This is a genomic window from Rhizobium sp. Leaf371 (genome assembly GCF_001424045.1).
Classification (GTDB): domain Bacteria; phylum Pseudomonadota; class Alphaproteobacteria; order Rhizobiales; family Rhizobiaceae; genus Ferranicluibacter.
This window is the reverse complement of sequence record NZ_LMQB01000029.1, coordinates 86852-113556: the sequence shown is the minus strand read 5'-3', so window position 1 is coordinate 113556 and position 26705 is coordinate 86852. Positions and strand designations below refer to the sequence as shown.

Genomic DNA, 26705 nt, shown 5'->3' with positions numbered 1-26705 from the left:
CGAAGTCCTCTGATCCCTGCCGCCTTAGACGGCTGGCATATCCCATCTCAGCCTGCAGAACGGGAGATGTCGATGGGATATGCCGGTCTTGAGAGCGTGCGGCGTCTACCCCACCGTCTCCGACAGGAAGGCGAGTGTGCGCTCCAGCGCCTTGGCGGCGCTCGGCGCATCGAAGGACGCGCGCGCGTCGCAATTGAAACCGTGACCGGCATCATAGGTGTAGATCGGCACATCCGGCAGGGCGGCGCGGATCGCGTCCACGTCGCGCAGGGGGATATGATCGTCATGCTCGCCGAAATGCAGGATCAGCGGCACCTTCGGCGTACGGTCGAGCGATTTGGCGATGTTGCCGCCGTAATAGCCGACGGCAGCCGTCACGCCCGCGGCCGAACAGGCCGCGTCATAGGCGAGCGACCCGCCCCAGCAATAGCCGACGACCGCCACCTTGCCGCCCTCCGACGCCGCCGTCACCGCCGCGGCGACATCGAGCGGCTTCTTGGCGTGATCGACCCGCTGGACGAGCGCGACGGCCGACGGGAAGGCCTCGGCATCGTAGCCGAGTTCGACATCGGGCTCGACGCGATCGAACAGAGCAGGGGCGACGACGAGATAGCCGTCGCCCGCAAACCGGTCGGCGACCCGCCGGATATGGGCGTTCACCCCGAAAATCTCCTGCAGCAGGACGATCGCCCCGCGCGGCGCGCCGTCAGGCTCGGCTTTGTAGGCACCGATCGTCACGCCATCGGCGGCCGTCAGCTTGATCATCTGGCCCATGTCAGACCCTTCTTTCATGTTGCGTGGCCGCGCGGCGGAACGCTGCGCGTGTCGAGCATGTGGGGCGGTCGGGCGGAAGCGCAAGGCCTCGATGTCCGGGACCGGGGTTCCCGGCGGCGCGAGATCCGCCGAAAACCCGACGCCCGCGATCATCCGTCCCAATAGGGCGGATCGCCGAAGGTCTTGCGCAGGTGATCGGCCACCGCGCGCAGCTTGGCCGAGGGGTTTCGCCCCTCCGGATGGGCCATATAGATGAATTCCACCTCCGGCTCGTGGTCGATGACGATCTCGCTGAGCAACCCCTCGCGCACCGACGGCCCGACGATGAAGACCGGCAGGAGGGCGATGCCGAGCCCGGCAATGGCCGCGTCGCGCATCATGTCGCCATTGTTCATGCCCACGGCCTGCCGGGCGCGCACCACGGCCGGCCCCTCCGGGGTGGCAAACCGCCAGTCGGCCACGCCCCGGTTGGTATAGAAGATCGCCTTGTGCCGATCGAGATCGGCGAGCGTCTTCGGCACGCCGTTGCGCAGCAGATAATCCGGGGAGGCGACCAGCAATCGGCGGCTGCGGCTGAGCGTCCACACGACGAGACGCGAGTCTGCGATCGGCCCATGGCGGATGATCGCGTCATAGCCGTCCGAGGCGACATCGACGCGCCGGTCGTTCAGGTCGAGCACCAGCTCGATGCCGGGATGCGCCGCCAGAAACGGATAGAGCGCCGGCCCGAGATGCATGCGCCCGAAGGTGACGGGTGCGGCGAGCCGCACGGGGCCTGAGAGCGTGCCGCGCCGCTCGCTCATCTCGGCCGCTGCCTGTTCGATCTCCTCCAGGATGCGGGTGGCGCGACCGAGAAAGGCAAGGCCGTCCTCCGTCAGGGTCAGCTTGCGCGTCGTGCGGTGCAGCAGCATGCCGCCGAGCGACCGTTCGAGCTCGGCCAGCCTTTCGCTGACCACCGATTTCGACAGGCGCAGCCGGCGTGCCGCCTCGCTCACGGAACCGGATTCCACCACCGCCACAAACGCCGTTATGCCTTCGACCCTGATCACGTTCGGCATTTCCGAATTCGAGTTCCGCCGATCGGAGGCTAATCCGAACGCGGCGGAAATGCCATCTTCCGCTTACGCTTTGGACGCCAACTTCGGCCCAACGCCATCCTGGAGATCAAAAATGCCCCGTCTGGAAGAAAAAGTCGCCATCGTCACCGGTGCGAGCGCCGGCATCGGCCGCGCAACGGCCAAGCTCTTTGCCGCCGAGGGTGCGAAGGTCGTCGTCGGCGCCCGCCGCCCGGCCGAACTCGACCGGCTGGTCGCGGAGATCGCCGCCGACGGCGGAACCGCCATCGCGCTTGCCGGCGATGTCCGCTCGGAAGACTATCACCGGGCGCTCGTCGCCACCGCCGTCGAGCATTATGGCCGGCTCGACATCGCCTTCAACAATGCCGGCATCATGGGCGAAGCGGGGCCGAGCACCGGCGTTTCGGAAGCGGGCTTTGCCGAGGCGCTGACGATCAACCTGACCGCCTCCTTCCTTGCGGCCAAGCACCAGATCGCGCAGATGGAGCGCAACGGCGGCGGCTCGGTGATCTTCACATCGACCTTCGTCGGATACAGCTTCGCCTTTCCCGGCGTTGCCGCCTATGCCGCCAGCAAGTCGGGCCTGATCGGCCTCACCCAGGTGCTGGCTGCGGAATTCGGACCGAAGAACGTCCGTGTCAACGCCGTGCTGCCGGGCGCGGTCGATACCGACATGTACCGCGAAATGAACAACACGCCCGAGAAAGTGGCCTTCGTGACCCAGCTTCACGCCCTGAAGCGCGTGGCGACGCCCGAGGAACTGGCCCGATCCGTCCTCTACCTCGCCTCAGACGATTCGAGCTTCGTCAGCGGCACCGCCATGCTGGTCGATGGCGGCGTCTCGATCACGCGGACCTGAGCCGCGCGTTGACGCGAAACCCCGCATCCCCTCACGGGCGCCATTCGCCGACGTGGATGGCGCCCGTCCCGTCCACCTCGGTCGAGACGAAGTGCGACAGGGCGTCGTCGCGGATCACGGCGGCGGTCAGGCGGCCGGTGCGGTAGGCACCGGTGTCGAGCGCGATGCGGTTGGCGTGAATTTCCGGCCGCAGCGAGGCTGTGATCGTGTGGCCGTGCAGCACCACATGGTCGAAGACGTCGGTGTGATCGAGGAAGCCGGCGCGGATCCAGCGCAGGTCGTATTCGGTCTGCAGCAGAAGCGCGACCCCCGGCCGGATGCCGGCATGGACGAAGCAGAAGCGGCCGATCTCCTTGTAGGTCAGCGCCGTTTCCAGAAGCGTGACATGATGCGGATGGGCGGCGCGGATCTCGGCCGCGATATTGTCGAGATCCGGCACCGGCCGGTTCGAATAGGCGCTGAGCGTGGCAACACCGCCCCAATCCAGCCAGTTGACCGCATCCTCCGGTGCCAGCGTGCCGCGCAGAAGCTCGCGCAGATAATAATCGTGATTGCCGAGGATCAGCCGCGAGCCCGGATAGAAATCGAGCGCCGCCGAGACCTGATCGAGCACCCGCGGACTTTCCGGCCCGCGGTCGATGAGATCGCCGAGGAAGACGAGGACGGGGCTCGATCCTTGCCGGGCGGCATCCTGCGCGATGAAGCCGAGCAGCGCGTCGAGCAGATCGGCGCGTCCGTGAATGTCGGCGATCGCATAGATCTCGCGCGGTCGGTTCTCTGTCGTCATCGCTGTCGTTCCCTGCGGACATGTTTCGGGCGCCGCCCCGCGCCGTCCGGATGCCCGCTCTATAAGCCATCCCTCCCCCGCCGCGCCACCGAAACCCGAACGCCGGACCGCGATATTTCGCGAACGCGATGCGGTTGCGGGTCTTCTCGGGCGGAAGCATTCCGGCCGGTCTGGAGGGATATCGCGCAGCGACGCGCCAGAGTCACGTGATCAGGACGATACTGCCAACGGCAATTCGAAACTCCGCTTGATCGTTTCCATCGGAACATCCGTTTTGACGTTCAGGACGCTTGCAATACGCGTCAGGTGATCCGCCTGGAAACGCCAATAGCTGTGGAGGTCGGCGGTCACGATGCGCAGGATAGCGTCGCACTCTCCGGTGGTCAGGTAGCATTCCATGACTTCCGGTAGGCGTCTGATGGCTTCCGCAAATTGAAGCGTAACCTGTGCATCCTGCGTTTTGAACCAGACGCGGGCAAACACCGTCAGGCCGGCGCCCACTTTCGTCGGATCGAGAACCGCGACGTAGCGATCAATGATCCCCGCTTCTTCCAAAAGCCGGACACGGCGCAAGCATGGCGAAGGCGAGAGGCCCACTTCCCTCGCCAGGTCGATATTGGACATGCGGCCGTCCCGCTGGAGTACCTTCAGAATACGGCGGTCGATCTCGTCGAATCGAAATGACACGATATGGCTCCATCAGAAACATTATTAGCATAATATGCCAAATTTCTTCAAATCGGTGAATTCTTTGCGATCTCATTGCGCGGGCTTTGATCTATCGTTTTGCACGTTCAACATGGAGGCGAAGATGATAACGAGAACGATAGGGAAGATCGTGCTGTCCTACTCGGGAGGGCTGGACACCTCCATCATTCTGAAGTGGCTGCAGGAGACGTATCGTTGCGACGTGGTCACGTTCACGGCGGATCTGGGCCAAGGCGAGGAGCTGGAGCCCGTCCGCGAAAAGGCCGAGCGGCTTGGCGTCAAGGACATTCGGATTATCGATGTTCGCGAGGAGTTCGTTCGTGACTTCGTTTTTCCGATGTTTCGCGCCAATACGCTCTACGAGGGTCGCTATCTCCTGGGTTCCTCCATTGCACGGCCGCTGATCGCCAAACATCTTGTCCGCATTGCAAGCGAGGTTGGCGCCGACGCCATCGCTCATGGCGCCACCGGCAAGGGCAATGATCAGGTGCGCTTCGAATTGGCGGCCAATGCGCTCGATCCGTCGATCGAAATCATCGCCCCCTGGCGGCAGTGGACTATTCAATCCCGCACGCAGTTGATCGCGTATGCCGAACAGCACGGAATTGCGATTCCGAAGGACAAGCGCGGAGAAGCGCCCTTCTCGATCGATGCGAACCTCCTGCATACCTCGACGGAAGGAAAAATCCTGGAGGATCCCTCAGCGATTGCACCTGACGATGTCTATCAGCGAACAGTCGATCCCCTGAATGCGCCGGACGAACCAGAGACCGTCGTCATCGGTTTTGAGAAAGGGGATGCCGTTTCGGTGAATGGCATCGCCCTGACGCCGGCTGCACTTCTGACAGAACTCAACAGGTTGGGCGGCAAGCACGGGATCGGCAGGGTCGATCTGGTTGAAAACCGGTTCGTCGGCATGAAATCCCGTGGCGTCTACGAGACACCCGGCGGCACGATCTTGCTCGATGCACATCGCGGGATCGAGTCGATCACGCTCGATCGCGCTGCCGCTCATTTGAAGGACGACATCATGCCGCGTTATGCCGCGCTGATCTATAATGGCTTCTGGTTTTCTCCGGAGCGGGAGATGCTGCAGGCTTTGATCGATCAGAGCCAGATCCATGTCAGCGGCGAGGTCACGCTCAGGCTTTACAAAGGTTCAGCAAATTTGATCGCTCGCAACTCGGCAAACTCGCTTTATTCGATGGATCTCGTTACCTTCGAAGAGGGTTCGGGCACCTACGATCATCATGATGCGGAAGGCTTCATCAAGCTCAACGGGCTACGCCTGAAGAGCTGGGCTGCCCGCAACGGTAAAGCGCGGCCGGCCGGATGCCACGTTCCCTAGGCCATTCCTCCCCCCACCGCGCCGTCGGGCGGGAGAGATCTTCCCCCCACCCCCGTTCTACCGCACGCGCCTCTCCTGAAATTTCCGTTCGCCCAGCGTCCATTCTTCGAAAAAATTACTCTATAAAGTCTGTAGATGAACTTTGATAATTGCCCCGTTGCGGCCGGGTGCGGCGCGGCATTGGAACCTGAAGGGGCATGTCATGGCACGGCAGATCAAACTTGGAGCCTTTCTTCCCGGCGGCGGGCAGCATATCGCGGCCTGGCGGCATCCCGATCAGCCGCTCGACGGCGCGACCAATCTGAAATTCCATATCGAGCTGGCGCAGACGGCCGAGCGCGGCCTGTTCGATGCCTATTTTCTGGCCGACGGTCTGGCGGTCGCCTTCGGCGGCGGGGTCGAGGGCGGAAATGCGCGGGTCGTCGGCTTCGAACCGGTGACGCTGTTTTCGGCGATCGCCCCGTTCACCACGCATATCGGCTTCATCGCCACGGCCTCCACCACCTATGAGGAGCCCTATGCGCTGGCCCGCAAGTTCGCCTCGCTCGACCTGATTTCGGGCGGCCGTGCCGGCTGGAACGTGGTGACCACGGCAACGGAAGCGGCGGCGCGCAACTTCAACCGCGACCGGCAGCTGCCGCACGCGGCGCGCTATCGCCGCGCGGCCGAGCATGTGGCGGTGGTCAAGGCGCTGTGGGAAAGCTTCGAGGACGACGCCTTCGTCCGCGATCGCGACCGCGGCGTCTATTTCGATGTCGACAAGGTTCACCGGATCGATCACCAGGGCGAGCATTTCAAGGTCGAAGGCCCGCTCAACGTGCTGCGCTCGGCGCAGGGCCATCCGGTCATCGTGCAGGCCGGCCAGTCCGAAGACGGGCGCGATCTCGCCGCCTCCACCGCGGAGGTGATCTTCACCGCCCACCAGAAGCTCGAAACCGCGCAGGACTTCTACCGCGATATCAAGACGCGGGCGACAGGCCTCGGCCGCGATCCGGCGCATGTCCTGGTCATGCCGGGCGTCTCGCCCTTCATCGGCCGCACGCGGGCCGAGGCGCAGGAGAAATACGAAAAGCTCACCGGCCTGATCGTCGAGGAGGACGGGCTCGCCCTTATCAAGGCGCTGACCGGCGGCGAACTCGACCTCCGCGGCCTCGATCTCGACGGCCCCCTGCCGCCCGTCGCCCCGACCGAGGGCATGAAGAGCCGGCAGGCGCTGATCCGCCAGATCGCCGACGAGAACGGTTTCTCCATCCGCCAGCTCTATCAGTGGATCGCCTCGGCCCGCGGCCATTTCACTTTGGTCGGCTCGGCCGTCGAGATCGCCGATACGCTGCAGGACTGGTTCGAGAACGAGGGGGCCGACGGCTTCAACATCCTGCCGCCCTGGCTGCCGACCGGGCTGAACGATTTCGTCGATCTCGTCATTCCCGAGCTGCAGCGCCGCGGCCTGTTCCGCACGGCCTATGAAGGCCGCACGCTGCGCGACAATCTCGGCCTGCCCTATCCGCACACGCGCTGGCGCCAACCCTACGCTGCGGCCGCCGAATAGACCCGGTGACGCTGACCTTTAACTTTTGCCTGGACGTTCGTCTGGCTTTTGCCTCGGCCCTTCGATCGCTCGCTCTCCCTCTTTGCAACAGGATGCCCCCATGACGCTCGAGACCCCGCAGCCCGTGATCCTGCCGCGCCATGCCGGCGTCGGCCTGTGGCACCGTCCGCACGCCCGGCAAAGGCCAGCACCCGTATCAGGGCCCATATCAGGATCAGGGCAAGGGGCGTTGCTGCGCGCGCCCGGCGTGGCGGAGGCCGGAAAGACGGAGCCTTCCCAGCCGTCATCAGGGTCGTCGCCGGATCGCGCGGCCATCGCGCGGCTGGCAATCGCCCGGCTGGCAGGGGCCGGCGCGCTGGCCCGGCGGCTCTTTGCACGGTTCGGCCTGCTGGCGGCCTTTGCCGTCCTCTGGCAGGTGGCGCCGGCGCTTGGCTGGTCCAACCCGGCCGTGCTGCCGCCGCTCGACGCGATCGTGCGGGCGCTCTGGACGGGGGTGACGGTCGGCACCTTTGCCAACGACATCGCCATCAGCCTGCAGCGCTCCGGCATCGCCTTCGGGGCGGCCGTCGGGCTCGGCATTCCGCTCGGCCTGTTCATGGGCCAGATCCGCATCGTCGAGCACAGCCTCGGCCCGATCCTCCAGCTCTTCCGCCAGACCTCGGCGCTGGCGCTCTACCCGGTCTTCATCCTCATGCTCGGGCTCGGCGAGACCTCGAAGATCTTCGTCATCTTCTGGGCGACGCTGTTTCCGATCCTTCTCGCCACCATCGGCGGGGTCAAGCAGGTGGATGCGAAGCTGGTGGAAATGGCCCGCGTCTATGGCGCCGGCCGGCTCACCGTGTTTCGCCGCGTCGTACTGCCGGCCTCCCTGCCGCAGATCTTCGTCGGCCTGCGCCTCAGCGCCACGACGGCGCTTCTCCTGCTGATCGCGGCCGAGATGATCGGCGCCAATTCCGGCATCGGTTTCCAGGTGATGAACGCGCAGTACAATTTCCAGATCCCGCTGATGTTCGCCGCCATCCTCTTGCTGGCGCTGCTCGGGCTGCTTGCCAATCTCCTGCTGGAGACGCTGCAGGCCCGGCTCTGCCGCTGGTCGCGCCTCCCGGCGTGATCGCCATCCTCTCGTCGTACCCCCTCCCCTCGTCGCCCCATCTCTCCCCTCCCCCGATCTTCCGGAGCCCCCCATGCAGATGTCCCGCCGCCTCTTCGGCCAGCTTGCCGCCCTCGCCACCGGTCTGGCGCTCTCAGCACCCGCCAGCACCGCGCTTGCCGCCTCCGAGCCGGTCACGATCCGCTATCTCGCGAGCCAGGGCAGCCTGTCCGCCCATGAGCTGGCCGATGCGCTCGGCTATTTCAAGGATACCGGCATCACGTTCCAGAATGTCGGCTATGCCCAGGGCGGCCCGGCCTCGCTGTTCGCGCTCGCCTCGGGCGATGTCGAGCTTGGCAGCGCCGCGACGGCGGCCGTGCTGAACTCGATTGCCGGCGGCAATGATTTCGTCGCCGCCTATGCCTCGAACGGCATCAACAAGGGCACGGAAAGCATCTTCTACACGCTGGAAGGCAGCCCGATCACCTCGATCAAGGATCTCCAGGGCAAGACCATCGCCGTCAACACGCTCGGCGCCCATCTCGACTACACCGTGCGCGAGGCCCTGCACTCCGTCGGCCTGCCGGAAAATGCGGCCAAGCTCGTCGTCGTGCCGGGCCCGCAACTCGAACAGGTGCTGCGCTCGAAACAGGTCGATGTCTCCGCCTTCGGCTACTGGCAGAAGACCTTCGAGGGGGCTGCGCTGAAGAACGGCCCGCTGCAGAAGGTGTTCGGCGATACCGACGTGCTCGGCGAGATCGCCGGCGGCTTCGTCGTGCTGCGCCGCGACTGGATCAAGGCGCATCCCGATGCCGCCCGGATCTTCGTCGAGAAATCCCAGGCCGCGCTCGAATATGCCCGCCTGCATCCGGACGAAACCCGCGCCCTCCTGAAGACGGCGCTGACCGCGCGCAACGAAAACCCCGAGATCGCCCAGTACTTTACCGGCTACGGCGTGCGCGAGGGCGGCAAGGCCATTCCCCGCGACCTGCAGTTCTGGATCGACATCCTCACCCGCGGCGGCTCGCTGCGCGAAGGCCAGCTGAAGGCCGAGGACATTCTCTACGATCCCGCCACCTTTGCCGCCGCCAACTGAGGAACGACATCATGGCCCTCGCAGAACCGGAAACGGCAGACCGACCCTCGACCCAAAGCCACGCAACCGAGCGGCACGGTGGCAAGACGCCCGCGGGTGGCGCGGTGACGATCCGCGACCTGTCCAAGTCCTACACCATCAACGGCCGGCCCTTTCCCGTGCTCGATCGCGTCAGCCACCATGTCGAGGCCGGCGAGGTGCTGTCCATCGTCGGCGCGTCCGGCTCTGGCAAGACCACGCTTCTCCGGGTCATCGCCGGGCTGGAAACGGCGGATCAGGGCGCGGTGCTGATCGACGGCACGCGCGTGGCGGGCGTCGGAACGGATCGGGCCGTGGTCTTCCAGGAGCCGCGCCTCCTGCCCTGGCTGACCGTGCTCGACAATATCGCCTTCCCGCTCGAAAACCGCGGCGCGACGAAAGCCGAAGCCCGGCAGCGCGCCCGCCATTACGTCGATCTCGTCGGCCTGGCCGATTTCGCCGATGCCCTGCCGGCCCAGCTCTCCGGCGGCATGGCCCAGCGCGTCGGCATCGCCCGGGCGCTGGCGGTGAAGCCCGAGATCCTGCTCCTCGACGAGCCCTTCGGCGCGCTTGACGCGATGACCAAGATCACGCTGCAGGAGGAGCTCTCCCGCATCTGGCGCGAGGAAAACGTGACGATGATCCTCGTCACCCACGATCTCGAAGAGGCCGTCTTCCTCGCCGATCGCGTGCTGATCCTGCCGCGCGAGAAGGGCGAGAGCACCCGCGAGATCGTCGTCGATCTGCCCCGCCCCCGCAGCCGCAGCGAACCCCGCTTCGTCAAACTGCGCGAGCAGCTGTTGAACGCCTTCGGCCTGCACTGAGACGCTGTTTTCCGCCCACTCCCCACCGCCGGACGCCGCCGCATCGCCTGCCGCCGCGAAATCCTCAAGGCCCCGTGACAGTGACCCCACGGGGCTTTTCGCTGTCTTCAGCAGCCGACGCCGTTCCTGATCCGCCCGCATTGTCCTCTCGCCTTTTGCAGCCGCCACGGCCGTCACGTGGCTGAGCGATGGTCCTATCGTTATCCGGCTCACCGTTTGCATGTCCCGCTTTGCCCCGCCCGCCGTCATCCGAGCGCTTTCAGCATCGGCCCGATCGAGAACCGGCCGTCTTCGGCGCGTGCGGTGAGGTCGCGCAGATAGCCGCCGGGCGAACGGATCGCGGCGCTTCGCTGCAGAATCCCGGCCATCACGATGGCTGCCCCGATCTCGCCCATGGCTTTTTGTGCGGCAAACCAGGCACTTGGGCTGATGCCGAGCATGGTGCGCACGACCGATGCCGCGCCGATCACATCTGACCAGCCGGAGACGCCGCCCCGAGCGTAATCGACGATATCAGGGCAGAGTTTCAGGAAATCGTTGAGCGCGATGCCGGCCGATTTGCGTTCCGGTGCGATGGCGTTTTCGGTTTCGGCTGCTGTTTCGGCTGCTGTTTCGATTCTGTCCCGGCCTCTATCAAAAGAGTTTTCTGAGTCTGAACTCTGAATGTGGGGCTCAGATTGGGTGTCATTGGCGCTCATTTTCTCGTGCGAAACTGCGGCGAGGTAGCCGGCTTCCACCTCGGCGCGCAAGGCGACGAGGGCGGCGCGGCGAGCGGAGAGATGCGCCTCGGTGCCGTTGCGCAGGACCCGGCCGGACAGCCCGCGCAGGCGCTCGAGACCATCCTGCCAGAGGGTGGCGTCCAGCGTCGCAAAACCCTCCGTGGCGGCGGCATCGATGATCTTGGCGATATCGCGCAGATGCAGGGAGATCTCGGTGCGCAGCCGTGCGATGCGGCGGGCGGTGTCGCGCACCAGAGCGGCGCTTGAGAGGATCTCCTCGGCCCTGAGCGCGAGCGGCGCCAGATCGAAGCCGAAGGCGCTCTCCACCGTGCCGCGGTCGTCGCGGCGGCAGTAGCGCTTGCCGTTGGCGCTGTCACGCCGCAGGATCAGCCCGGCCTCGACCAGGCTGGCGAGATGCCGGCGGAGCGTCGCCGGCGACATGCCGCGGGCCCGCAGCGACAGTTCCGCATTGGAGGGAAAGACGATGATCGGCGCGCGGCCGTCGAGATGACGATCCTGGTGGAAGCTTGCGAGCGCCTCCAGCACCGCGATCGTGCGGTCCGACAGGCCCCAGACCGGCCGGGCTTCGCTGAGCGCCCGGATGATGCGGTATTTCTCCGCCTGCGCTGCTTGAGGGCCGTCGTCACCTGCGGGAAGGCGCGCGCGTCGCCGTTCGAGATCGGCGCGCAGTGCCACATTGCGCGCAGTCAGCCGTGCGCCGCCGAACGGCGTCGTTGCAAAAATCTCCATCTCTCCATCTCCGTTGGGAGGCAAGCCTCCCCCGGCACGGCACACGTCTCCCTTCGCTGAAAGCCTTGTTATCAAGGCGTTCAGGCACAGGTGTCCTCGAGGTCAGAAGGTTTTGCCGCGAAACCGGGTCTATCCGGTCATGGCTCCGCCGATCGGCATTTCTGCCGCTGACTCTTGACTTTGCTGGTCGGAAGTGATTCTCTTGAACTGCTTAGATTGAAGAGGGCTTCCATGACGGTGACGTTTTGGGGGCCTTTTTTCTTGCTCTCTTGGTCGTCCTTTTCTGGTTCAGATCCGCTCAAGCCCGGGTCGATGTACTGGGCCTTGCCGCCGCCCGGTCCTTTTCGAGGACAAGGGCGGCAATGGGTGTCTGCGCGCCGGGCTCAGCTCTCGCCGGTCTCGTCGCGCTGGAATGGCTCGTCGCGCTGGAACGTCTCGTGCGCCTCGACGAGAAGGGCTGTCGCCGCCTCGATGAAGGCTGTGGGCGTGCCGTCCGCAAACTCGATCCGGGTCGCGCCGCCCTCCACCTTGAGCCGGGCAAAGATCCGGCCGCGCGCATCCGTCAGCGTGCGGTCGGCATCCGCCTGGATCTGCCGTGCGCCCCCTGCCCCGTGCTTGACCTTTTCGGGCCGGCTCAGCGAATCCAGGTGGGAAAACAGGATCTGGAAGCGCCGGTCGCTGTCGGCCGCCTTGAATTTCGGGGAATAGACCACGTCCATGCCCTGCACCTGCCGGGCTTCCTTCGACAGGATCTCGCCGAGCTTCATCCAGCGTTCGCGGCCGACCTTCGGCGCCGGGCCGATGAAACGGACGAAATTGTTGGGCACGCTCTCGATCACCTGCATCAGGCGCGACAGCTCGCTCTTCTGCACCGCCAGCGCATCGCCGATCATCCGGCGGTCGAAGCCGCGTTCGGCGAGGTTCCTCGCAAACAGCGCCCGCTCGATGAAGGAGAGGTTGCGGCGCTCGGCATTCTCCTTGCCCTGCGCCAGAACCAGTTCGTCATCGGTGAGCGTGCGAATGATCGCCTTGACCGGACGGCGCAGACGGGTGGCGGCGCGAATGCGGCGGTGGCCGTAGGCGGTCTGGTAGAAACCCGGCTTGTCGGGATGCGGCCGCAGCAGCACCGGCACCTGCTGCCCGGTCTCGCGCATGCTCTGGACCAGCGCTTCGAAATCGGGGTCGATCACGCCTTCGATCATCAGCCGGTCCTCGACGAAGGAGGCCTCGATGCGGGTGGCGTCGACGGTGACGACGCGCTCGCCCTCCGACAGCGCCTGGCGCAGCACGCGCGCCTCCTCCGCCTCGCGGGTGATCGCGTTCAGCGACAGCCCCATGGCCTTGACGGCGCCCGATGCGCTGCGCGTCTGCGGCAGGGCCGGTGCGCCCTCGCCCCGTGCGCTCTCGCTCTGTGTGGCCGGGGGCAGACCGTCGCCGGTCGGATCGGCCGATTTCCGCTCGGGCGCCGCACCTTCGGGAGACGCCTTCTGCGCCTCCGCCGCCCGTGCCGCATCGGACGGGCCGAGCCCGCCGCCAAACAAGGCCTTCAGTTCGCTCTTGCGGTTCGCCGCCATCCGTCCCGTCCTTTCCAAGCCCCGGCCCGCCGTCCCGACCGCAGTGCCGGTCGTCCCTGTGGGCTCGATCGCATTATCCGTTGCCATCAGCGGTTCCACACCGCGTGCACCAGCGTTTCGATCTCGCTGTTGACGGCATTCATCGATTCCACCGCGCGGTCGTAGGTCGCGCGGGTAAAATTCTCGCGCCCCACTTCGTAGAGCGTCTGTTTGGTGAGGCCCGCATCCGAGACGGCGGTGGATTTCACCATCGGCGCCGTCAGCACGCGCTCGCCGAACAAAGAGCGCATGAAGCCGACGATCTGCGCCTGCGGCCCGTCATTCGGCTCGAAGCGGGTGACGAGATAGCGCAGGAAATCGAAATTCAGCGTGCCGCCGGCATCGCGCACCACCGAGAGAAGATCGGCGGTCATGAACAGGAACTGGTTCATCGAGGCGATGTCCAGCATCTGCGGGTGCACGGTGACGATGACGGAGGTGGAGGCGCAGAGCGCGGAAAGCGTGAGATAGCCGAGCTGCGGCGGGCAATCGATGACGACGACGTCGTAATCCGCCTCCACCGTGCCGAGCACCGCCTGGATGCGGGCAAAGAACAGAGGTCCGGTGTCCGTGCCCCCGTCCCGGCCCGACTGCCGGTCGGCCAGCGCCTGCGGCGTCACATGTTCGAATTCCTGAAGCTCGATATTGCCGGGCACGAGATCGAGCCCGGGGAAATAGGACTGGCGGATGACATCGGACAAGGACCGCTGTTCCGCGTCGTAGCGGATCGCGCCATAGAGCGTGTCGTTGCCGGTGAGATCGAGCTCCGGCTGGTAGCCGAACAGCGCCGAGAGCGAGGCCTGCGGATCGAGATCGATGGCGAGCACCCGGTGGCCGGTGAGCGCCAGATATTGCGCGAGATGCACGGCCGAGGTCGTCTTGCCGGAGCCGCCCTTGAAATTGGTGACCGAGATGACCTGCAGCCGCTCGCCGGCCTCGGCATCTCGCCGCGGGAGATAGGCGCGCGCCTTGGCGACATTGCCCTTGGCCATGGCCTGATCGGAGAGATGCACCCGCAGCGCATTGATATCGGCCAGAGAGTAGAAGCGGCGCCCGCCCGCCCCGGTTTCGGGCTGCGGCCCCTCGCCGGCCAGCGACAGCTGGCGCAGATAGCCGTCGGACACGCCGATGAGCTTGGCCGCCTCGCCGGAGGAGAACGATCGCAGCGTCTTCGTCGAGGTCGGGGGGAACAGCCGTTCGCGCATGGCTTTGAGCTGTTCCGACAGCGCGCTCGCATCTGCCGCGATCGTCAGATCCGCCGAGGGCGAGGGCGCCTCGTCTTTCGGGCCGCTGCGGGTCGTGGGGGCCGGTTGGGCCATGTCGTGTCTTTCCTCGCTGTCGGCCGTCTTGCAGGTTGGGCAGGACCGGCGGATGATCGATGATCTGCGTTCGATAAGGATCGAGAATCGCGGCAAAGCGATTCTCGATCCTCACTGTATACGTCGGGCCGCCTTATATACAGAGGAGGAAGCCCGTTACGCCGACGGCCTCGATATCCGCCCTCAGGCGTTAGAAGCTGAGGCCGCGTCCGAGTCGCGTCAAGCGATTTTTGATGGGGAGTCTTTTGATCACCGTCCCTTCCCAATGCGCTGTTGTCCGTCGACCGGGATGTTCGGCACGCTCAGCATGGCGCAGGGTGCGACAGCGGGGAAAAACGGGCATGCCGTTCCTTGAAAAGACACGCGGTTTTCGGTGTTTTTCTCCCCGCTTCGTGCGGGCCTTGGACGGCAAGGGAGATGAAAGTTGACAGCTGTCAACTTTCATCGGGAGGGTCGGCGCGGTCGATCGAAAAGTTGACAGCTGTCAACTTTCTCGCCGGGCAGCGTGCCGGCGCCCTGCCCTAACTCCCCACTGTCCCACAGCATAGCCGCGGGCCCGCTTCTGCCGGAGCAGCGCCAGCATCGCGCGGATCGCGGTCGTCTCGTCCGCATAGACGTCGAGGCGCGAGCGGCCGGACGCGCCGATCCGTCCCCAGCGGCGCACCAGCACGATCTCTCCGAACAGCGACGGTTCGAGCGAGAGCGCATAGAAGCGGGCCATGTTGCGCGCGGGGTCGCAGCGCTCAAGATGCAGGTGGTAACGGGAGGTTTTCATGGGGCCCATGCTCGCGCGCCACAGTGGCCCGGTCCAACGAGACTTTTGAATCGATCCCGCGCGTTCGATTCACGGCGGTGATCGAACAGGCGCAACGCGCGTCGCCTGCCGTCGGGCCTGTGTCGAGCCCGTGCGCCGCACGGGAGCCGAGGTCCGGGCGATCCGCCGTCGCCGCCCCCGTCGGCAAGGCAGGGCTTTACCCGCCGTTAAGGTCGATCGGTTGCGTCATATTAATGCAATACGGGCATCATCGGCCGGCGGGGGTGATGTCGGTCTTCGTGACGGGGGACATGAGGTTCCAAAAAGCGCATTTGGACATGGTATGGCGTTACGCGCACTCTTTTCGATATTCGGGGTTCAGGGCGACGATCCGGACCTGGTAAAGGCGCAATATGCGGCCTTCTCCAAGCAGATCCCGCTCATGTATTTCATCCTGCTCGTCAACAGCTGGGGCCTCGCCGCGACCCATATCGCGATCGCGCCGGCCTTTCTGACGATCTATATCCCGGCCTTCCTCACCCTGGTCTGTGCGGTGCGCATCCTCTACTGGTGGATCGAGGGCCTGCGGCCGACGGCCAACCTCGATGCGCTCCGGGCTTTGCGCAAGGCCAATGCGCTCTCCTGGGTGCTCGCCGCCGCCTTTGCCGCCTGGGGGCTCTGTCTCGCGCCCTATGGCGAGATGTTGCATCGCAGCCATGTCGCCTTCTATATGGGCATCACGGTCATCGGCTGCATCTTCTGCCTGTCGCATCTTCTGTCGGCCGCCCTTGCGGTCACGGTCATCGTCAGCCTCGCTTTCGCCGCCTATTTTGGCATGACCGGAAACCTGGTGTTCATCGCCATGGCGGTCGATCTCGTCCTCGTGTCCGCCGCGATGATCGCCGTTCTCTCGGTCCAGTACCGGGATTTTCTGGCGCTGATCTCCTCCAAGCGCACGCTTCTGGCGCTGAACGAGGAAAACAAGCTGCTGGCGAACCAGGACAGCCTGACATCCATGCCCAACCGGCGCCGTTTCTTTGCCGAGCTGGAATCCGACCATCAGGCGGATCATCAGGCCGGGCACGACCATAACAGCCTCGACCGGCACGCGATCTGCGTCGGCCTGATCGATCTCGACGGGTTCAAGCCGGTCAACGACATTTTCGGGCACGGAACGGGCGACGATCTGCTCATCCAGGTCGCGGACCGCCTGCTGCGGCTGGGCGGCTCGGGACCGCAGGGCGCGGACCGGCCCGCGCATCAGACCTTCTTTGCCCGCCTCGGCGGCGACGAGTTCGGCTATATCACGCGGCAGGGCGGGCTCGCGGCGGCGGTCGATATCGGCGCCGCGGTCTGCGCGGCGCTGGCGGAGCCGTTTCTGATCGCCGACGCGCGCATCGAACTCTCGGCCTCGATCGGCATTGCCGCGCTGTCTCCGACCGACGCCACGGTCGCCAGCGTCTATGAGCGCGCTGATCACGCGCTGTACGAAAGCAAGCGCCAGGGGCGCGGCGAGGTCGTGGTGTTCTCGAAAGAACATGGCGAGGCCTTCGCCCGCCTCCTGACCATCGAGCGCGCCTTCGGCAAGCACAATTACGAGGACGAGGTCTCGCTCGTCTATCAGCCGATCGTGGACATGGCCTCCGGCCGGCTCGTCGCCTTCGAGGCCCTGGCCCGCTGGTACAGCCCGACGCTCGGTCATGTCTCGCCCGCCGAGTTCATTCCGGCGGCCGAACGGTCCGGCTTCATCAATCCGCTGACCCGGCTGCTGCTGCGCCGGGCGCTCGAAGACGCGCTGACCTGGCCGTCCGGGATCCGCCTGTCCTTCAATCTGTCGGCTCGGGACGTCTCCTCCGGCGAGCAGGCACTGAGGCTGCTCAATATCGTGCTGGCCAGCGGCGTCGCGCCGCAGCGCGTCGAATTCGAGATCACCGAGACAGCGATTCTCGCCGATATGGGCCAGGCGCGCACCGTCGCCCTGATGTTCAAGGCGGCCGGCGTCGGCATTGCGCTCGACGATTTCGGCACCGGCTATTCCAGCCTCACCCATCTCCACGAAATGCCGCTCGACAAGCTGAAGATCGACCGCAGCTTCGTCAACGGCATCGACAGCAATTCGACCGGCAAGAAGATCGTCAAGTCGATGCTGCGGATGTGCGCGGATCTCGACATCGGCTGCGTGATCGAAGGCATCGAGACGCGGGCGGAATACGAGACCGTCAAGGCGCTGGGCGGCCCCCTGGCGCAGGGCTATTTCCTGTCGCGGCCGCTGTCCGCCGACAAGGCGCTCGCGCTTGCCGCCGCCGACGCGCCGCTTGCCGCCGCGCCCGAGGTGATGCTCGCCTCCTGAGACGGGGAGGGGAGACCTACAGCTCCAGCAGCCGCTGCGCCGTGAACTTGTCGGTGACGAGGATGTCGATGATGCCGACCTTGAGGGCGCCGGCGATTGCCACCGCTTTCTTGGCGCCGCCGGCCAGCGCGATCACCCGGTCGACCTTGGCGAGATCCTCGAGCGGCAGGCCGATGACCCGATCGTCGAGCGGCGTCTTGACCGCCTTGCCGTCGATGTCGAAAAACCGCAGCGAGATATCGCCGACTGCGCCCGCTTCGGCGAGATCGGCCAGTTCGCGCGCCGAAAAGATGTTGCCGGAGCGCGCCAGAAGCTCGGACGGTTCGACCGCGCCGATGCCGACGATGGCGAGCGTGATGCTGCCGAACAGATCAACCGTCTCGCGCACGAACGGGTCCGCCATCATCAGAAGCTTCGCCTCGCGCGAGGAGGTCACGCCCTGCACCGGCAGAAGCTTGGGTTCGGCGCCGGTCAGGCCCGCAAGCCGCGTCGTCAGCTGCGTCGCATGGGTCTGCACCGATGGATCGCCCATGCCGCCCAGCGTCTGCACGACGAATTTGGCGCGCGCGCTCTTCAGCGGATGGATGTTCTCGACCATACGGAAGATGGTCTGGCTCCAGCTGGAAACGCCGATCGTTTCGCCCGGCGCGAGCGTGATTTCAAGGAGATGGGCGGCGGCCTCGCCGATCCGGGCCATGATGGCGCCGTCGCGATCCTCGGTGCATTCGACCACCACGGCTTCCGGCAGGTCGTAGCGCTCGCGCAGGGCGGCTTCCAGATCGCCATAGGTGCCGACCGGGGGAATGACGCTGGTGCGCACGATGCCCTCGGTCTCCGCCCGCTTCAGCATGCGCGACACGGTCGCCTGCGACAGCCGCAGATGGTCCGCGATCTCCGCCTGCCGGCGCCGCTCGATGTGATACATCTGGGCGACCCGAGAGATCAGACGGAGTTCGTTGAGGCGTCCCATGGGCGTTCCCGTCGTGAATTTTTATTCACTCTTAGCGGCTGCCGGGTCAAGCGTCGAGCGGGCGAGTGCGTCATTCCATGTTTTCAGCCGCTCGGCTGTCTCATCGGCACCCGGCGCGATCGTCGTGGTCTGCCGGGGGAGGGCGGAAATGGCGTCGAGATCGGCGAAGATGCCGAGCGAAAGCCCGGCGAGATAGGCCGCACCCAGTGCCGAGGCCTCCGGCGCTTCGCACTGGATGACCGTATGGCGCAGCGTATCGGCGACGCATTGCATGAGAAACCGGTTCTGGCTCGGGCCGCCATCGACCGAGAGCGCGCCGATCTCGCCGCCGCTCTGCGCCTTCATGGCGGAGACGACGTCATGCACCTGAAAGGCGATGGAATCGGTGACCGCGCGGGCCATCTGCGCCCGGCTGGTGTTGAAGTTGATCTGCGAAAACAGGGCCCGCGCCGTGGAATCCCAATAGGGCGCGCCCAATCCGACAAAAGCCGGCACGAAGCCGGGACCGCCGGGTGCTGCGGTGGCCGCGAGATCGACCAGGGCCGCGACGTCGGGCAGGCCGAGAATCTCGGTCATCCAGGGCAGGCTGGCGGCGGAGACGAGGATATTGCCCTCGAAGGCGAAGGTCGGCCGGCCCGCGATCCGCCAGGCGACCGTGGTGGTGATGCCGTTGCGCGGCGCGATGTAATGGGCGAGCGTCGTCATGATGGACGAACCCGTGCCGAAGGTGACCTTTCCGTCGCCCGGCCGGAAGGCGCGATGGCTGAAGAGAGCGGCGTGGCTGTCGCCGATGGCCGCGCGGATCGGCGTGCCGTCGGCAATGCCGGGGACGCCGGAGGTGATGCCGAAATCGGCGGCACTGTCGCGCACCTCCGGCAGGACGGCGGGATCGACGCCGAAAATGCCGCAGAGTTCGGTGCTCCAGACCTGCGCCTTCAGATCGAACAGCTGGCTGCGGGCCGCGTTCGACGCATCGCAGGCGTGTTCGCGCCCGCCGGTCAGGCAATGGATCAGCCAGCTGTCGATGGTGCCGGCCCGCACGCGGCGGCCTTTGGGCACGCGGTCCAGCAGCCAGCGGAATTTCGCGCCGGGAAACATCGGGTCGAGCGGCAGGCCGGTGATCTCCTGAACGCGGTCGAGATGGCCCTCGCGGGTCAGTCTCTCGCAATCGGGCGCGGTGCGGCGGCACTGCCAGCTGAGAACGGGGCCGAGCGGCTCGCCCGTTGCCGCGTCCCAGACGGTGACCGATTCGCGCTGGTTGGAAATGGCGATGGCCTCGACCGTCGTGTCGGGTGCGGCCTTCAGGCAGGCGGCGATCGCCTCGCAGACCGACGCCCAGAGACGGGCCGGATCCTGCTCGACCCAGCCGGGCGTGGGGTAGCTGATGCCGACGGGGGCGGAACCCCGGGCCAGAACCGCGCCGGTCAGCGACACGAGCACGGCCTTGGAATTGGTGGTGCCCTGGTCGATCGCCAGTATCGCCTGCATGTCGTCTCTCCTTGCCCCCTGTCGAACAGGGGGATATTCCACGAAAAAGCCGGGGGCGGCGATGAAACCGCGCCCGGCCCGAAGGGTTCGTTATCTTACTTGCGCTTGATGACGGCTTCCGCCGCATCGGCAATTGCTTCCGGCGCCATGCCGAACTCGTTCAGCAGGAACTCGGCCGAGCCGGTGGGCGCGAAGATGCCGGGAACGCCGAGCCGCTTCATCGGCACCGGGGCGAGATCGACGACCACTTCGGCCACGGCCGAACCGAGGCCGCCGAAGGTGGAATGCTCCTCGGCCGTGACGATCGCGCCGGTTTCGCGCGCGGCGGCGACGATGGCGTCCTCGTCCATCGGGCGCACGGTCGCAAGGTTGAGAACCCGGGCGCTGATGCCGCGCGCGGCGAGGATCTCGGCGGCCTTCACCATGCGATGCGTCAGCGTGCCATTGGCGATCAGCGTCACGTCGGTGCCGTCGCGCAGCAGATTGGCCTTGCCCACCTCGAAGACATGGCCTTCGGGCAGCAGATCGGGAACGCCGACGCGCGACAGGCGCAGGAAGCAGGGCCCCTGATAGTGCGCGGCCCATTCGACGGCGGCAGCGGTCTCGATATGGTCGCAGGGCGCGATGACGGGCAGATTGGGGAGAACGCGCGTCCAGGCGAAATCCTCGATCGAATGATGCGTCGGCCCGAGATCGCCATAGGCCATGCCGGAGGAGATGCCGACGAGCTTCACATTGGCATTGGAATAGGCGATGTCGGCCTTGATCTGCTCCAGCGCGCGACCGGTGAGGAAGGGGGCGGCGGCGCAGACATAGGGCAGGCGCCCGCCATTGGCGAGACCGGCGGCAACGCCGATCATGTTCTGCTCGGCGATGCCGACATTGATCAGCCGCTCGGGAAACTTCGCCTTGAAGCCGCCGAGCTTGGAGGAGCCGACGGAATCGTTGCAGACGACCACGATCGTCTCGTCTTCCGCCGCGAGGCGCTCCAGCGTCGCCGCAAAGGCGTCGCGGCAGTCATGGAGCTTCTGGGATGGGACGTGCGCGTTCATTAGAGGGCCTCCGACAGTTCTTTTACGGCGATCTCGTACTGTTCCTTGCTCGGAACCTTGTGGTGCCAGTCGACGGTATCCTGCATGAACGAGATGCCGTGGCCCTTGTTGGTGTGGGCGACGATGCAGTGCGGACGCGTGCCGCGATGTTCGAGCGCGGCCACGACCTCGCCCATCGCATTGCCGTTGATCTCGGTGACCTCCCAGCCGAAGGCTTCCACCTTCGGGCGCAGCGGCGCAAGGCCGTTGGTATCGGCGATCGAGGCGCCCTGCTGGAAGCGGTTATGGTCGATGAGCAGCGTCAGATTGTCGAGGCCGAAATGGGCGGCGGCCATGATGGCCTCCCAGTTGGAGCCTTCCTGCATCTCGCCATCGCCGGTGACGACGTAGGTGTGATAGGATGCGCCCGAAAGCTTGGCGGCCTTCGCCATGCCGACCGCGACCGGCAGGCCGTGGCCGAGCGGGCCGGTATTGGTCTCGACGCCCGGCACCTTGTTGCAGTTGGGATGGCCGTTCAGCCGCGAATAGGGCTTGAGGAAGGTCGAAACCTCCTCCTCGGGGATGAAGCCGCGCTTGGCGAGCGTCACATAAAGCGCGCAGGCCGTATGCCCCTTGGACAGGACGAACCGGTCGCGATCCGGATGCTTCGGCTGGTCCGGCCAGATCTTCAGGACACGGAAATACAGCGCGGTCAGCGTGTCGATCACCGACATTTCGCCGCCGATATGGCCGGCACCGGCTTCGAACACGGCCTGCAGGTCCCGCAGCCGGATTTGGCGCGCGACGCGCTCTAGCTCTTCAATCTCCATCATTCCCTCGCGTGAATAAATATGCATGTGGTGATATTCTTGCATAGTTGCCCGAATAGTCAACCCCTGTTGGCACTCTGCCGGCGTGCCTCCTATGTTGCAGCGCAATGACAAATCCGGTTGACACCTTTCCTCTCCCTTGCTAGTGAATTTTCCAGCAGGAGTGAATATTTATTCTAGCTGGCTGCGGACCTCGGTCCGCGCCGCTTGCGAGGAGGATTAATGGTGGCGCTCGACATCAACGGACAGGCCAAGCCGTCCGGCACGTGGCGGAAGAAACTCAGTGGCGCGACGGGACCTCTCGTCGGACTGCTCGCGCTCTGCATCTTCCTCGGCTTCAGCACCGATGCCTTCTTCTCGCTGCGCAACGGCCTCAACATTCTCGACCAGATCACCGTCATCGGCATCATGGCCGTCGGCATGACCTTCGTCATTCTGATCGGCGGCATCGATCTCTCGGTCGGCTCGGTTCTGGCCCTCTCCATGATGGTCATGGGCTGGACCGCCAACATCGCCGGCCTGCCTTTGGGCCTTGCCATCGCGGTCGCGCTTCTCGCCTCCGCCGTCAGCGGCCTCATCGTAGGGCTTCTGGTGACCGTCTTCCGGGTTCCCGCCTTCATCGCCACGCTGGCGATGATGTCGGCCGCCCGCGGCGTCGCCAACATGATCACCGACGGCCAGCAGATCGTCGGCTTTCCCGACTGGTTCATGATGCTCGCGATCGACCGCCATTTCGGCGTTCTCACGGCCACCGTGTTCCTGATGCTCTTCGTGGTGCTGATCGCCTGGCTGTTCCTGCATTACCGCGCCGAAGGCCGCATGCTCTACGCCGTCGGCGGCAATCCGGAGGTCGCGCGTCTCGCCGGCATTAACGTCCAGTTCGTCACCATCGCGGTCTATGTCGTCAGCGCCGTGCTGGCCGGCCTGGCCGGCATCGTGCTCGCCGCGCGCCTCGACTCGGTGCAGCCGTCGAGCGGCTTCGGCTACGAGCTCGACACGATCGCCGCGGTCGTCATCGGCGGCACCTCCCTTTCGGGCGGGGCAGGGGGCATCGGCGGCACGCTGATCGGCGTTCTCATCATCGGCGTGCTGCGCAACGGTCTCAACCTGCTCAACGTCTCGCCCTTCCTGCAGCAGGTCATCATCGGCGTCGTCATCGTGCTGGCGGTGGGTGCCGAGACCATGCGCCGACGTCGCGCCTAGAGGCGCCGCGCGGCACGACACGGATCCAGACCGGCCCATGGGGCTTGGCCCACGGGGCTCTGGATGCCCACAGAATTCCCCTCCGAGAGGTTTGGAGCGGAGCATATGCCCCAGGGGGTGGAGGATATCCCCGGGTTCAATCACAACGGAGGAACGACCATGACTTTTGCACGCACCCTTCTGACATCGGCGGCCATTCTCGGCCTCACGCTCGGCTCCGCCCATGCGGCCGAAGTCAAGAAGATCGGCCTTGCCGTCGCCAACCTGCAGGCGAACTTCTTCAACCAGATCAAGCAGTCCGTCGAAGCCGAAGCCAAGAAGCGCGGCATCGAGGTCGTCACCGTCGACGCCAAGGGCGACGGCCCGACCCAGATCAACCAGATCCAGGACCTGCTGACGCAGAACATCGACGCGCTCATCTACATTCCCGCAGGCGCGGCCGCGGCCACCGTTCCGGTGAAGCTTGCCAAGGCGGCCGGCGTGCCGGTCATCAACGTCGACCGCAATGCCGACGGCGCACCGGGCGACACGTTCCTTGCCACCGACTCCGTCTCCTCGGCCAAGGCCGTCTGCGACCACATCCTGAAGGAAGCCGGCGGCAAGGGCGACATGGTCATCATCCACGGCCAGAAGGGCACGACGCCGGAAGTCGACCGCTCCAAGGGCTGCGCCGAAGCGCTGAAGGCCTATCCGGACGTCAAGATCGTCGCCGAGCAGTTTTCCAACATGTGGGCCCAGGACGAGGGCTTCCAGATCATGCAGAACATGCTGCAGGCCAACCCGAACGTCTCGATCGTCTTTGCCCAGGCCGATGGCCTTGCGCTCGGCGCGGCCCAGGCGATCAAGGTCGCCAACCCGTCGCAGAAGGTCGTGGTCGGCGGCTTCGACGGTGACACGGCGGCTCTCGAAGCGCTCGGCAAGGGCGTCTTCAACGTGACGGCGACGCAGCAGACCCAGAAGATGGGCCGCGAAGCCGTCGAGAACGCGGTGAAGATCGTTGCCGGCGAAAAGGTGCCGCCGGTGCAGCTGCTCGACGCGACGCTGACCACCAAGGACAATGTTGCCGAGTTTATCGCCAACCATCCCTGATCGAACAGCGACGCGAGGAGGACGTTTGCCATGACCCAGCCGGTTCTGACGCTCAGAGGTATCTCGAAACACTACGGACCGCTCCAGGTGCTCAAATCCGTGAGCCTGGACGTGCATCCGGGGGAAGTCGTGGCGCTTCTCGGCGAGAACGGAGCCGGTAAGTCGACGCTGTCGGGCATCATCGCCGGATCGCGGGCACCGTCCGAGGGAACGATGACGTGGCTGGGGCAGCCTTATGCCCCGGCCACGCCACGCGAGGCGATCGACAAGGGCGTCGTCCTCATCCACCAGGAGCTGAAACTCCTGCCGCAGCTGTCCATCGCCGAAAACGTCTTCATCGGACGCTGGCCGACCCGCAACGGCGTGGTCGACCGGGCCGAGATGGAGCGCCGGGCGCAGGAACAGCTGTCGCGCCTCAACCTGCATATCCCGGCCTCCCGCAAGGTGGCCGGGCTTTCAACCGCCAACCAGCAGCTGATCGAGATCGCCAAGGCGCTGGCGCTGGACGCGAAACTTCTGATCCTCGACGAGCCGACGGCGGCACTCGGGGGTGCGGAAACCGAAGCCCTGTTCGAGCAGGTTCGCAAGCTGCGCGCCGAGGGCGTCGGCATCATCTATATTTCCCACCGCATGGAAGAGATCAAGAAGATCACCGACCGCATCGTCGTGCTGCGCGACGGCGAGCGGGTGCAGGAATTCGCCGACAGCGCGACGCCGGTGCGCACCGTGGTCGAAAGCATGGTCGGCCGGTCGCTCGACCGCCTGTTCCCGCCGGTGCCGGTACCGACCGAGCGCCCCGTGCTGCAGGTGTCGAACCTGACCTCGGCCATGAACGCCTTCCGCGATGTCAGCTTCGAGGTGCATGCCGGCGAAATCCTCGGCATTGCCGGCCTCGTCGGCGCCGGCCGGACCGAGCTCGTGCGGGCGATCGCCGGTGCGGACCCGGTCAAGGCCGGCACGATCCGGCTGAATGGCGACGTGCTCAAACTGCGCGACCCCGCCGATGCGATCGCCAAGGGCATCGTGCTGGTGCCGGAGGACCGCAAGGACCAGGGCCTCGTCGTCGCCCACAAGATCAGCGAAAACCTGATTTACGCCAATCTCGACAAGCTCGGCTCCCGCTGGATCACGGCCGGGCTGAAGAAGGCCTTCGCCGAGAAGGCGATCGCGACCTTCAACGTCAAGGGACGGGCCGAGCAGCATGCCTCGGACCTGTCGGGCGGCAACCAGCAGAAGATCGTCATCGCCAAATGGCTGATGCGCGATCCGAAGGTGGTGGTGCTGGACGAGCCGACGCGCGGCATCGACGTCGGCGCGCGCGCCGGCATCTACGATATCATCGTCAACCTGGCCCGGCAGGGCGTCGCGGTCATCGTGGTCAGCTCCGACCTCGAGGAGGTGCTCGGCGTCTCCAACCGCATTCTCGTGCTGGCACAGGGCAACCAGGCCGGCATTCTCAACCGCGAGCAGGCCAATGACGTCTCCGTCATGGAACTCGCAACGATCTGAAGAACCAGAGAAAGGAAGAGCGGTGTCCGACATCACTCTGAACGCCCCCAAGCTGTTCGACCTCACGGGCCACGTCGCCCTCGTCACCGGTGCGGGCAGCGGCATCGGCCAGCGCATCGCCATCGGCCTTGCCCAGTGCGGCGCCGATGTCGCCCTGCTGGACCGGCGCACCGATGACGGCCTGGCCATGACCGCGCATCACATCAAGGCGGCCGGCCGCCGTGCGATCGAGATCGCCGCCGACGTGACCAGCAAGGGCTCGCTCGCCGATGCCGTCGCGCGCACGGAAGCCGACCTCGGCAACCTGTCGCTCGCCGTCAACGCGGCCGGCATCGCCAATGCCAACCCGGCCGAGGAGATGGAGGAGGACCAGTACCAGACCCTGATGGACATCAACCTGAAGGGCGTCTTCCTTTCCTCGCAGGCCGAAGCGCGCGCGATGCTGAAGCATGGCCGCGGCGCGATCGTCAACATCGCCTCGATGTCCGGCGTCATCGTCAATCGCGGCCTGAGCCAGGCGCATTACAACGCCTCCAAGGCCGGCGTGATCCACATGTCGAAGTCGATGGCGATGGAATGGGTCGATCGCGGCATCCGCGTCAACACGATCTCGCCCGGCTATACCGCGACGCCGATGAACACCCGGCCCGAAATGGTGCACCAGACCAAGCTGTTCGAAGAGCAGACGCCGATGCAGCGCATGGCCAAGGTCGATGAAATGGTCGGCCCGGCCGTCTTCCTCCTGTCGGATGCGGCAAGCTTCGTCACCGGCGTCGACCTGCTCGTCGATGGCGGCTTCTGCTGCTGGTAGAGACCGGCCGGTAAAACAGCGGTTTCGGCACCTCCCTGACGAAACCGCGGGCGGATCGTGCGTCAAGCGACGTTGCCGTGCGATCCGCTTCTTCATGCCGGGCTCTGCCCAAGGCAGGCGTGGAGGCGGGGAGGAGACGC

General features: G+C 65.6%; 24 protein-coding genes. 12 read left to right on the top strand and 12 right to left on the bottom strand.

Features of this window, described 5'->3' with window-relative positions; genetic code table 11:
• Window positions 1-105: 105 nt before the first annotated feature.
• Window positions 106-792, bottom strand: a complete 687-nt coding sequence (locus ASG39_RS22390) for a dienelactone hydrolase family protein (protein WP_347360170.1) — start codon at window positions 790-792, stop codon at window positions 106-108.
• A 131-nt stretch (window positions 793-923) separates the two neighbouring features.
• The gene (locus ASG39_RS22385) at window positions 924-1823 is read right to left on the bottom strand and encodes a LysR family transcriptional regulator (protein WP_062597288.1); all 900 of its coding nucleotides are present in this window, start codon (window positions 1821-1823) and stop codon (window positions 924-926) included.
• Between the two features lie 121 nt (window positions 1824-1944).
• Here ASG39_RS22385 and ASG39_RS22380 point away from each other — a divergent pair, with 121 nt between their 5' ends.
• On the top strand, window positions 1945-2709 hold the full coding sequence (locus ASG39_RS22380) for an SDR family oxidoreductase (protein WP_062597176.1): 765 nt from the start codon (window positions 1945-1947) through the stop codon (window positions 2707-2709).
• Window positions 2710-2740: 31 nt separating this feature from the next.
• On the opposite strand, the gene ASG39_RS22375 is transcribed toward ASG39_RS22380, so the two are convergent.
• Window positions 2741-3496, bottom strand: coding sequence for a metallophosphoesterase (locus ASG39_RS22375; protein WP_062597175.1), 756 nt, complete (start codon window positions 3494-3496; stop codon window positions 2741-2743).
• Between the two features lie 210 nt (window positions 3497-3706).
• The gene (locus ASG39_RS22370; RefSeq protein WP_062597174.1) at window positions 3707-4183 is read right to left on the bottom strand and encodes an Lrp/AsnC family transcriptional regulator; all 477 of its coding nucleotides are present in this window, start codon (window positions 4181-4183) and stop codon (window positions 3707-3709) included.
• A gap of 124 nt (window positions 4184-4307) precedes the next feature.
• On the opposite strand from ASG39_RS22370, the gene ASG39_RS22365 reads away from it, so the two are divergent.
• The 5 genes from ASG39_RS22365 (at window position 4308) to ASG39_RS22345 (ending at window position 10129) form a co-directional block, all read left to right on the top strand.
• Window positions 4308-5552 (top strand): argininosuccinate synthase, encoded by a 1245-nt coding sequence (locus ASG39_RS22365; protein WP_062597287.1) that lies wholly within the window; start codon window positions 4308-4310, stop codon window positions 5550-5552.
• Between the two features lie 202 nt (window positions 5553-5754).
• A complete protein-coding gene (locus ASG39_RS22360; protein WP_062597173.1) occupies window positions 5755-7101 on the top strand; it encodes an LLM class flavin-dependent oxidoreductase in 1347 nt (448 codons plus the stop codon).
• Between the two features lie 100 nt (window positions 7102-7201).
• A complete protein-coding gene (locus ASG39_RS22355; protein ID WP_244481313.1) occupies window positions 7202-8212 on the top strand; it encodes an ABC transporter permease in 1011 nt (336 codons plus the stop codon).
• Between the two features lie 73 nt (window positions 8213-8285).
• Window positions 8286-9287, top strand: coding sequence for an ABC transporter substrate-binding protein (locus ASG39_RS22350; protein ID WP_062597172.1), 1002 nt, complete (start codon window positions 8286-8288; stop codon window positions 9285-9287).
• 104 nt (window positions 9288-9391) lie between these two features.
• Window positions 9392-10129: an ABC transporter ATP-binding protein gene (locus ASG39_RS22345; RefSeq protein WP_062597285.1), complete on the top strand. Its 738-nt coding sequence runs from the start codon at window positions 9392-9394 to the stop codon at window positions 10127-10129.
• Between the two features lie 245 nt (window positions 10130-10374).
• Here the strand turns inward: ASG39_RS22345 and repC are convergent, their stop codons facing one another.
• The 3 genes from repC to repA form a co-directional block, all read right to left on the bottom strand.
• Window positions 10375-11598, bottom strand: coding sequence for a plasmid replication protein RepC (repC, locus tag ASG39_RS22340; protein ID WP_062597171.1), 1224 nt, complete (start codon window positions 11596-11598; stop codon window positions 10375-10377).
• Window positions 11599-11981: 383 nt separating this feature from the next.
• A complete protein-coding gene (gene repB, locus ASG39_RS22335; protein WP_062597170.1) occupies window positions 11982-13172 on the bottom strand; it encodes a plasmid partitioning protein RepB in 1191 nt (396 codons plus the stop codon).
• 86 nt (window positions 13173-13258) lie between these two features.
• Complete coding sequence (repA, locus tag ASG39_RS22330) at window positions 13259-14530, bottom strand: plasmid partitioning protein RepA (RefSeq protein WP_062597169.1); 1272 nt, start codon at window positions 14528-14530, stop codon at window positions 13259-13261.
• Between the two features lie 52 nt (window positions 14531-14582).
• Between repA and ASG39_RS22325 the strand changes: the two genes are divergently transcribed.
• Window positions 14583-14885, top strand: coding sequence for a hypothetical protein (locus tag ASG39_RS22325; protein ID WP_062597168.1), 303 nt, complete (start codon window positions 14583-14585; stop codon window positions 14883-14885).
• A 129-nt stretch (window positions 14886-15014) separates the two neighbouring features.
• On the opposite strand, the gene ASG39_RS22320 is transcribed toward ASG39_RS22325, so the two are convergent.
• Window positions 15015-15305: a WGR domain-containing protein gene (locus tag ASG39_RS22320; RefSeq protein ID WP_062597167.1), complete on the bottom strand. Its 291-nt coding sequence runs from the start codon at window positions 15303-15305 to the stop codon at window positions 15015-15017.
• A 322-nt stretch (window positions 15306-15627) separates the two neighbouring features.
• Here ASG39_RS22320 and ASG39_RS22315 point away from each other — a divergent pair, with 322 nt between their 5' ends.
• Window positions 15628-17634 carry an EAL domain-containing protein gene (locus ASG39_RS22315; protein ID WP_082477436.1) on the top strand — a complete coding sequence of 669 codons (2007 nt, stop codon included), beginning with the start codon at window positions 15628-15630 and terminating at the stop codon, window positions 17632-17634.
• A 16-nt stretch (window positions 17635-17650) separates the two neighbouring features.
• On the opposite strand, the gene ASG39_RS22310 is transcribed toward ASG39_RS22315, so the two are convergent.
• From ASG39_RS22310 to ASG39_RS22295, 4 genes are all read right to left on the bottom strand, one after another.
• The gene (locus tag ASG39_RS22310) at window positions 17651-18604 is read right to left on the bottom strand and encodes a sugar-binding transcriptional regulator (RefSeq protein ID WP_062597166.1); all 954 of its coding nucleotides are present in this window, start codon (window positions 18602-18604) and stop codon (window positions 17651-17653) included.
• A 21-nt stretch (window positions 18605-18625) separates the two neighbouring features.
• Complete coding sequence (locus ASG39_RS22305) at window positions 18626-20092, bottom strand: FGGY-family carbohydrate kinase (protein WP_062597165.1); 1467 nt, start codon at window positions 20090-20092, stop codon at window positions 18626-18628.
• Between the two features lie 95 nt (window positions 20093-20187).
• Window positions 20188-21144: a transketolase family protein gene (locus ASG39_RS22300; protein WP_062597164.1), complete on the bottom strand. Its 957-nt coding sequence runs from the start codon at window positions 21142-21144 to the stop codon at window positions 20188-20190.
• Window positions 21144-21953 carry a transketolase gene (locus ASG39_RS22295; protein WP_062597163.1) on the bottom strand — a complete coding sequence of 270 codons (810 nt, stop codon included), beginning with the start codon at window positions 21951-21953 and terminating at the stop codon, window positions 21144-21146. The genes ASG39_RS22300 and ASG39_RS22295 overlap by 1 nt, the downstream gene beginning before the upstream one ends.
• A gap of 222 nt (window positions 21954-22175) precedes the next feature.
• Between ASG39_RS22295 and ASG39_RS22290 the strand changes: the two genes are divergently transcribed.
• The 4 genes from ASG39_RS22290 to ASG39_RS22275 all read left to right on the top strand — a co-directional run bounded on the left by ASG39_RS22290 (window position 22176) and on the right by ASG39_RS22275 (window position 26565).
• A complete protein-coding gene (locus ASG39_RS22290; RefSeq protein WP_062597162.1) occupies window positions 22176-23156 on the top strand; it encodes an ABC transporter permease in 981 nt (326 codons plus the stop codon).
• A gap of 159 nt (window positions 23157-23315) precedes the next feature.
• Window positions 23316-24245: a sugar ABC transporter substrate-binding protein gene (locus ASG39_RS22285; protein WP_062597161.1), complete on the top strand. Its 930-nt coding sequence runs from the start codon at window positions 23316-23318 to the stop codon at window positions 24243-24245.
• Window positions 24246-24275: 30 nt separating this feature from the next.
• Window positions 24276-25754, top strand: coding sequence for a sugar ABC transporter ATP-binding protein (locus ASG39_RS22280; RefSeq protein WP_062597160.1), 1479 nt, complete (start codon window positions 24276-24278; stop codon window positions 25752-25754).
• Window positions 25755-25776: 22 nt separating this feature from the next.
• Entirely contained in the window at window positions 25777-26565 is a 789-nt protein-coding gene (locus ASG39_RS22275) for an SDR family oxidoreductase (RefSeq protein WP_062597159.1), read from the top strand.
• Window positions 26566-26705: the final 140 nt, after the last annotated feature.

What these genes read in the sequence shown, in the direction of transcription:
- ASG39_RS22390 (WP_347360170.1), bottom strand. Translation starts at nt 792, where the DNA reads ATGAAAGAAGGGTCTGACATGGGCCAGATGATCAAGCTGACGGCCGCC.
- ASG39_RS22380 (WP_062597176.1), top strand. Translation starts at nt 1,945, where the DNA reads ATGCCCCGTCTGGAAGAAAAAGTCGCCATCGTCACCGGTGCGAGCGCC.
- ASG39_RS22375 (WP_062597175.1), bottom strand. Translation starts at nt 3,496, where the DNA reads ATGACGACAGAGAACCGACCGCGCGAGATCTATGCGATCGCCGACATT.
- ASG39_RS22365 (WP_062597287.1), top strand. Translation starts at nt 4,308, where the DNA reads ATGATAACGAGAACGATAGGGAAGATCGTGCTGTCCTACTCGGGAGGG.
- ASG39_RS22360 (WP_062597173.1), top strand. Translation starts at nt 5,755, where the DNA reads ATGGCACGGCAGATCAAACTTGGAGCCTTTCTTCCCGGCGGCGGGCAG.
- ASG39_RS22355 (WP_244481313.1), top strand. Translation starts at nt 7,202, where the DNA reads ATGACGCTCGAGACCCCGCAGCCCGTGATCCTGCCGCGCCATGCCGGC.
- ASG39_RS22350 (WP_062597172.1), top strand. Translation starts at nt 8,286, where the DNA reads ATGCAGATGTCCCGCCGCCTCTTCGGCCAGCTTGCCGCCCTCGCCACC.
- repC (WP_062597171.1), bottom strand. Translation starts at nt 11,598, where the DNA reads ATGGAGATTTTTGCAACGACGCCGTTCGGCGGCGCACGGCTGACTGCG.
- repB (WP_062597170.1), bottom strand. Translation starts at nt 13,172, where the DNA reads ATGGCGGCGAACCGCAAGAGCGAACTGAAGGCCTTGTTTGGCGGCGGG.
- repA (WP_062597169.1), bottom strand. Translation starts at nt 14,530, where the DNA reads ATGGCCCAACCGGCCCCCACGACCCGCAGCGGCCCGAAAGACGAGGCG.
- ASG39_RS22325 (WP_062597168.1), top strand. Translation starts at nt 14,583, where the DNA reads ATGATCGATGATCTGCGTTCGATAAGGATCGAGAATCGCGGCAAAGCG.
- ASG39_RS22320 (WP_062597167.1), bottom strand. Translation starts at nt 15,305, where the DNA reads ATGAAAACCTCCCGTTACCACCTGCATCTTGAGCGCTGCGACCCCGCG.
- ASG39_RS22315 (WP_082477436.1), top strand. Translation starts at nt 15,628, where the DNA reads ATGGCGTTACGCGCACTCTTTTCGATATTCGGGGTTCAGGGCGACGAT.
- ASG39_RS22310 (WP_062597166.1), bottom strand. Translation starts at nt 18,604, where the DNA reads ATGGGACGCCTCAACGAACTCCGTCTGATCTCTCGGGTCGCCCAGATG.
- ASG39_RS22305 (WP_062597165.1), bottom strand. Translation starts at nt 20,092, where the DNA reads ATGCAGGCGATACTGGCGATCGACCAGGGCACCACCAATTCCAAGGCC.
- ASG39_RS22300 (WP_062597164.1), bottom strand. Translation starts at nt 21,144, where the DNA reads ATGAACGCGCACGTCCCATCCCAGAAGCTCCATGACTGCCGCGACGCC.
- ASG39_RS22295 (WP_062597163.1), bottom strand. Translation starts at nt 21,953, where the DNA reads ATGGAGATTGAAGAGCTAGAGCGCGTCGCGCGCCAAATCCGGCTGCGG.
- ASG39_RS22290 (WP_062597162.1), top strand. Translation starts at nt 22,176, where the DNA reads ATGGTGGCGCTCGACATCAACGGACAGGCCAAGCCGTCCGGCACGTGG.
- ASG39_RS22285 (WP_062597161.1), top strand. Translation starts at nt 23,316, where the DNA reads ATGACTTTTGCACGCACCCTTCTGACATCGGCGGCCATTCTCGGCCTC.
- ASG39_RS22280 (WP_062597160.1), top strand. Translation starts at nt 24,276, where the DNA reads ATGACCCAGCCGGTTCTGACGCTCAGAGGTATCTCGAAACACTACGGA.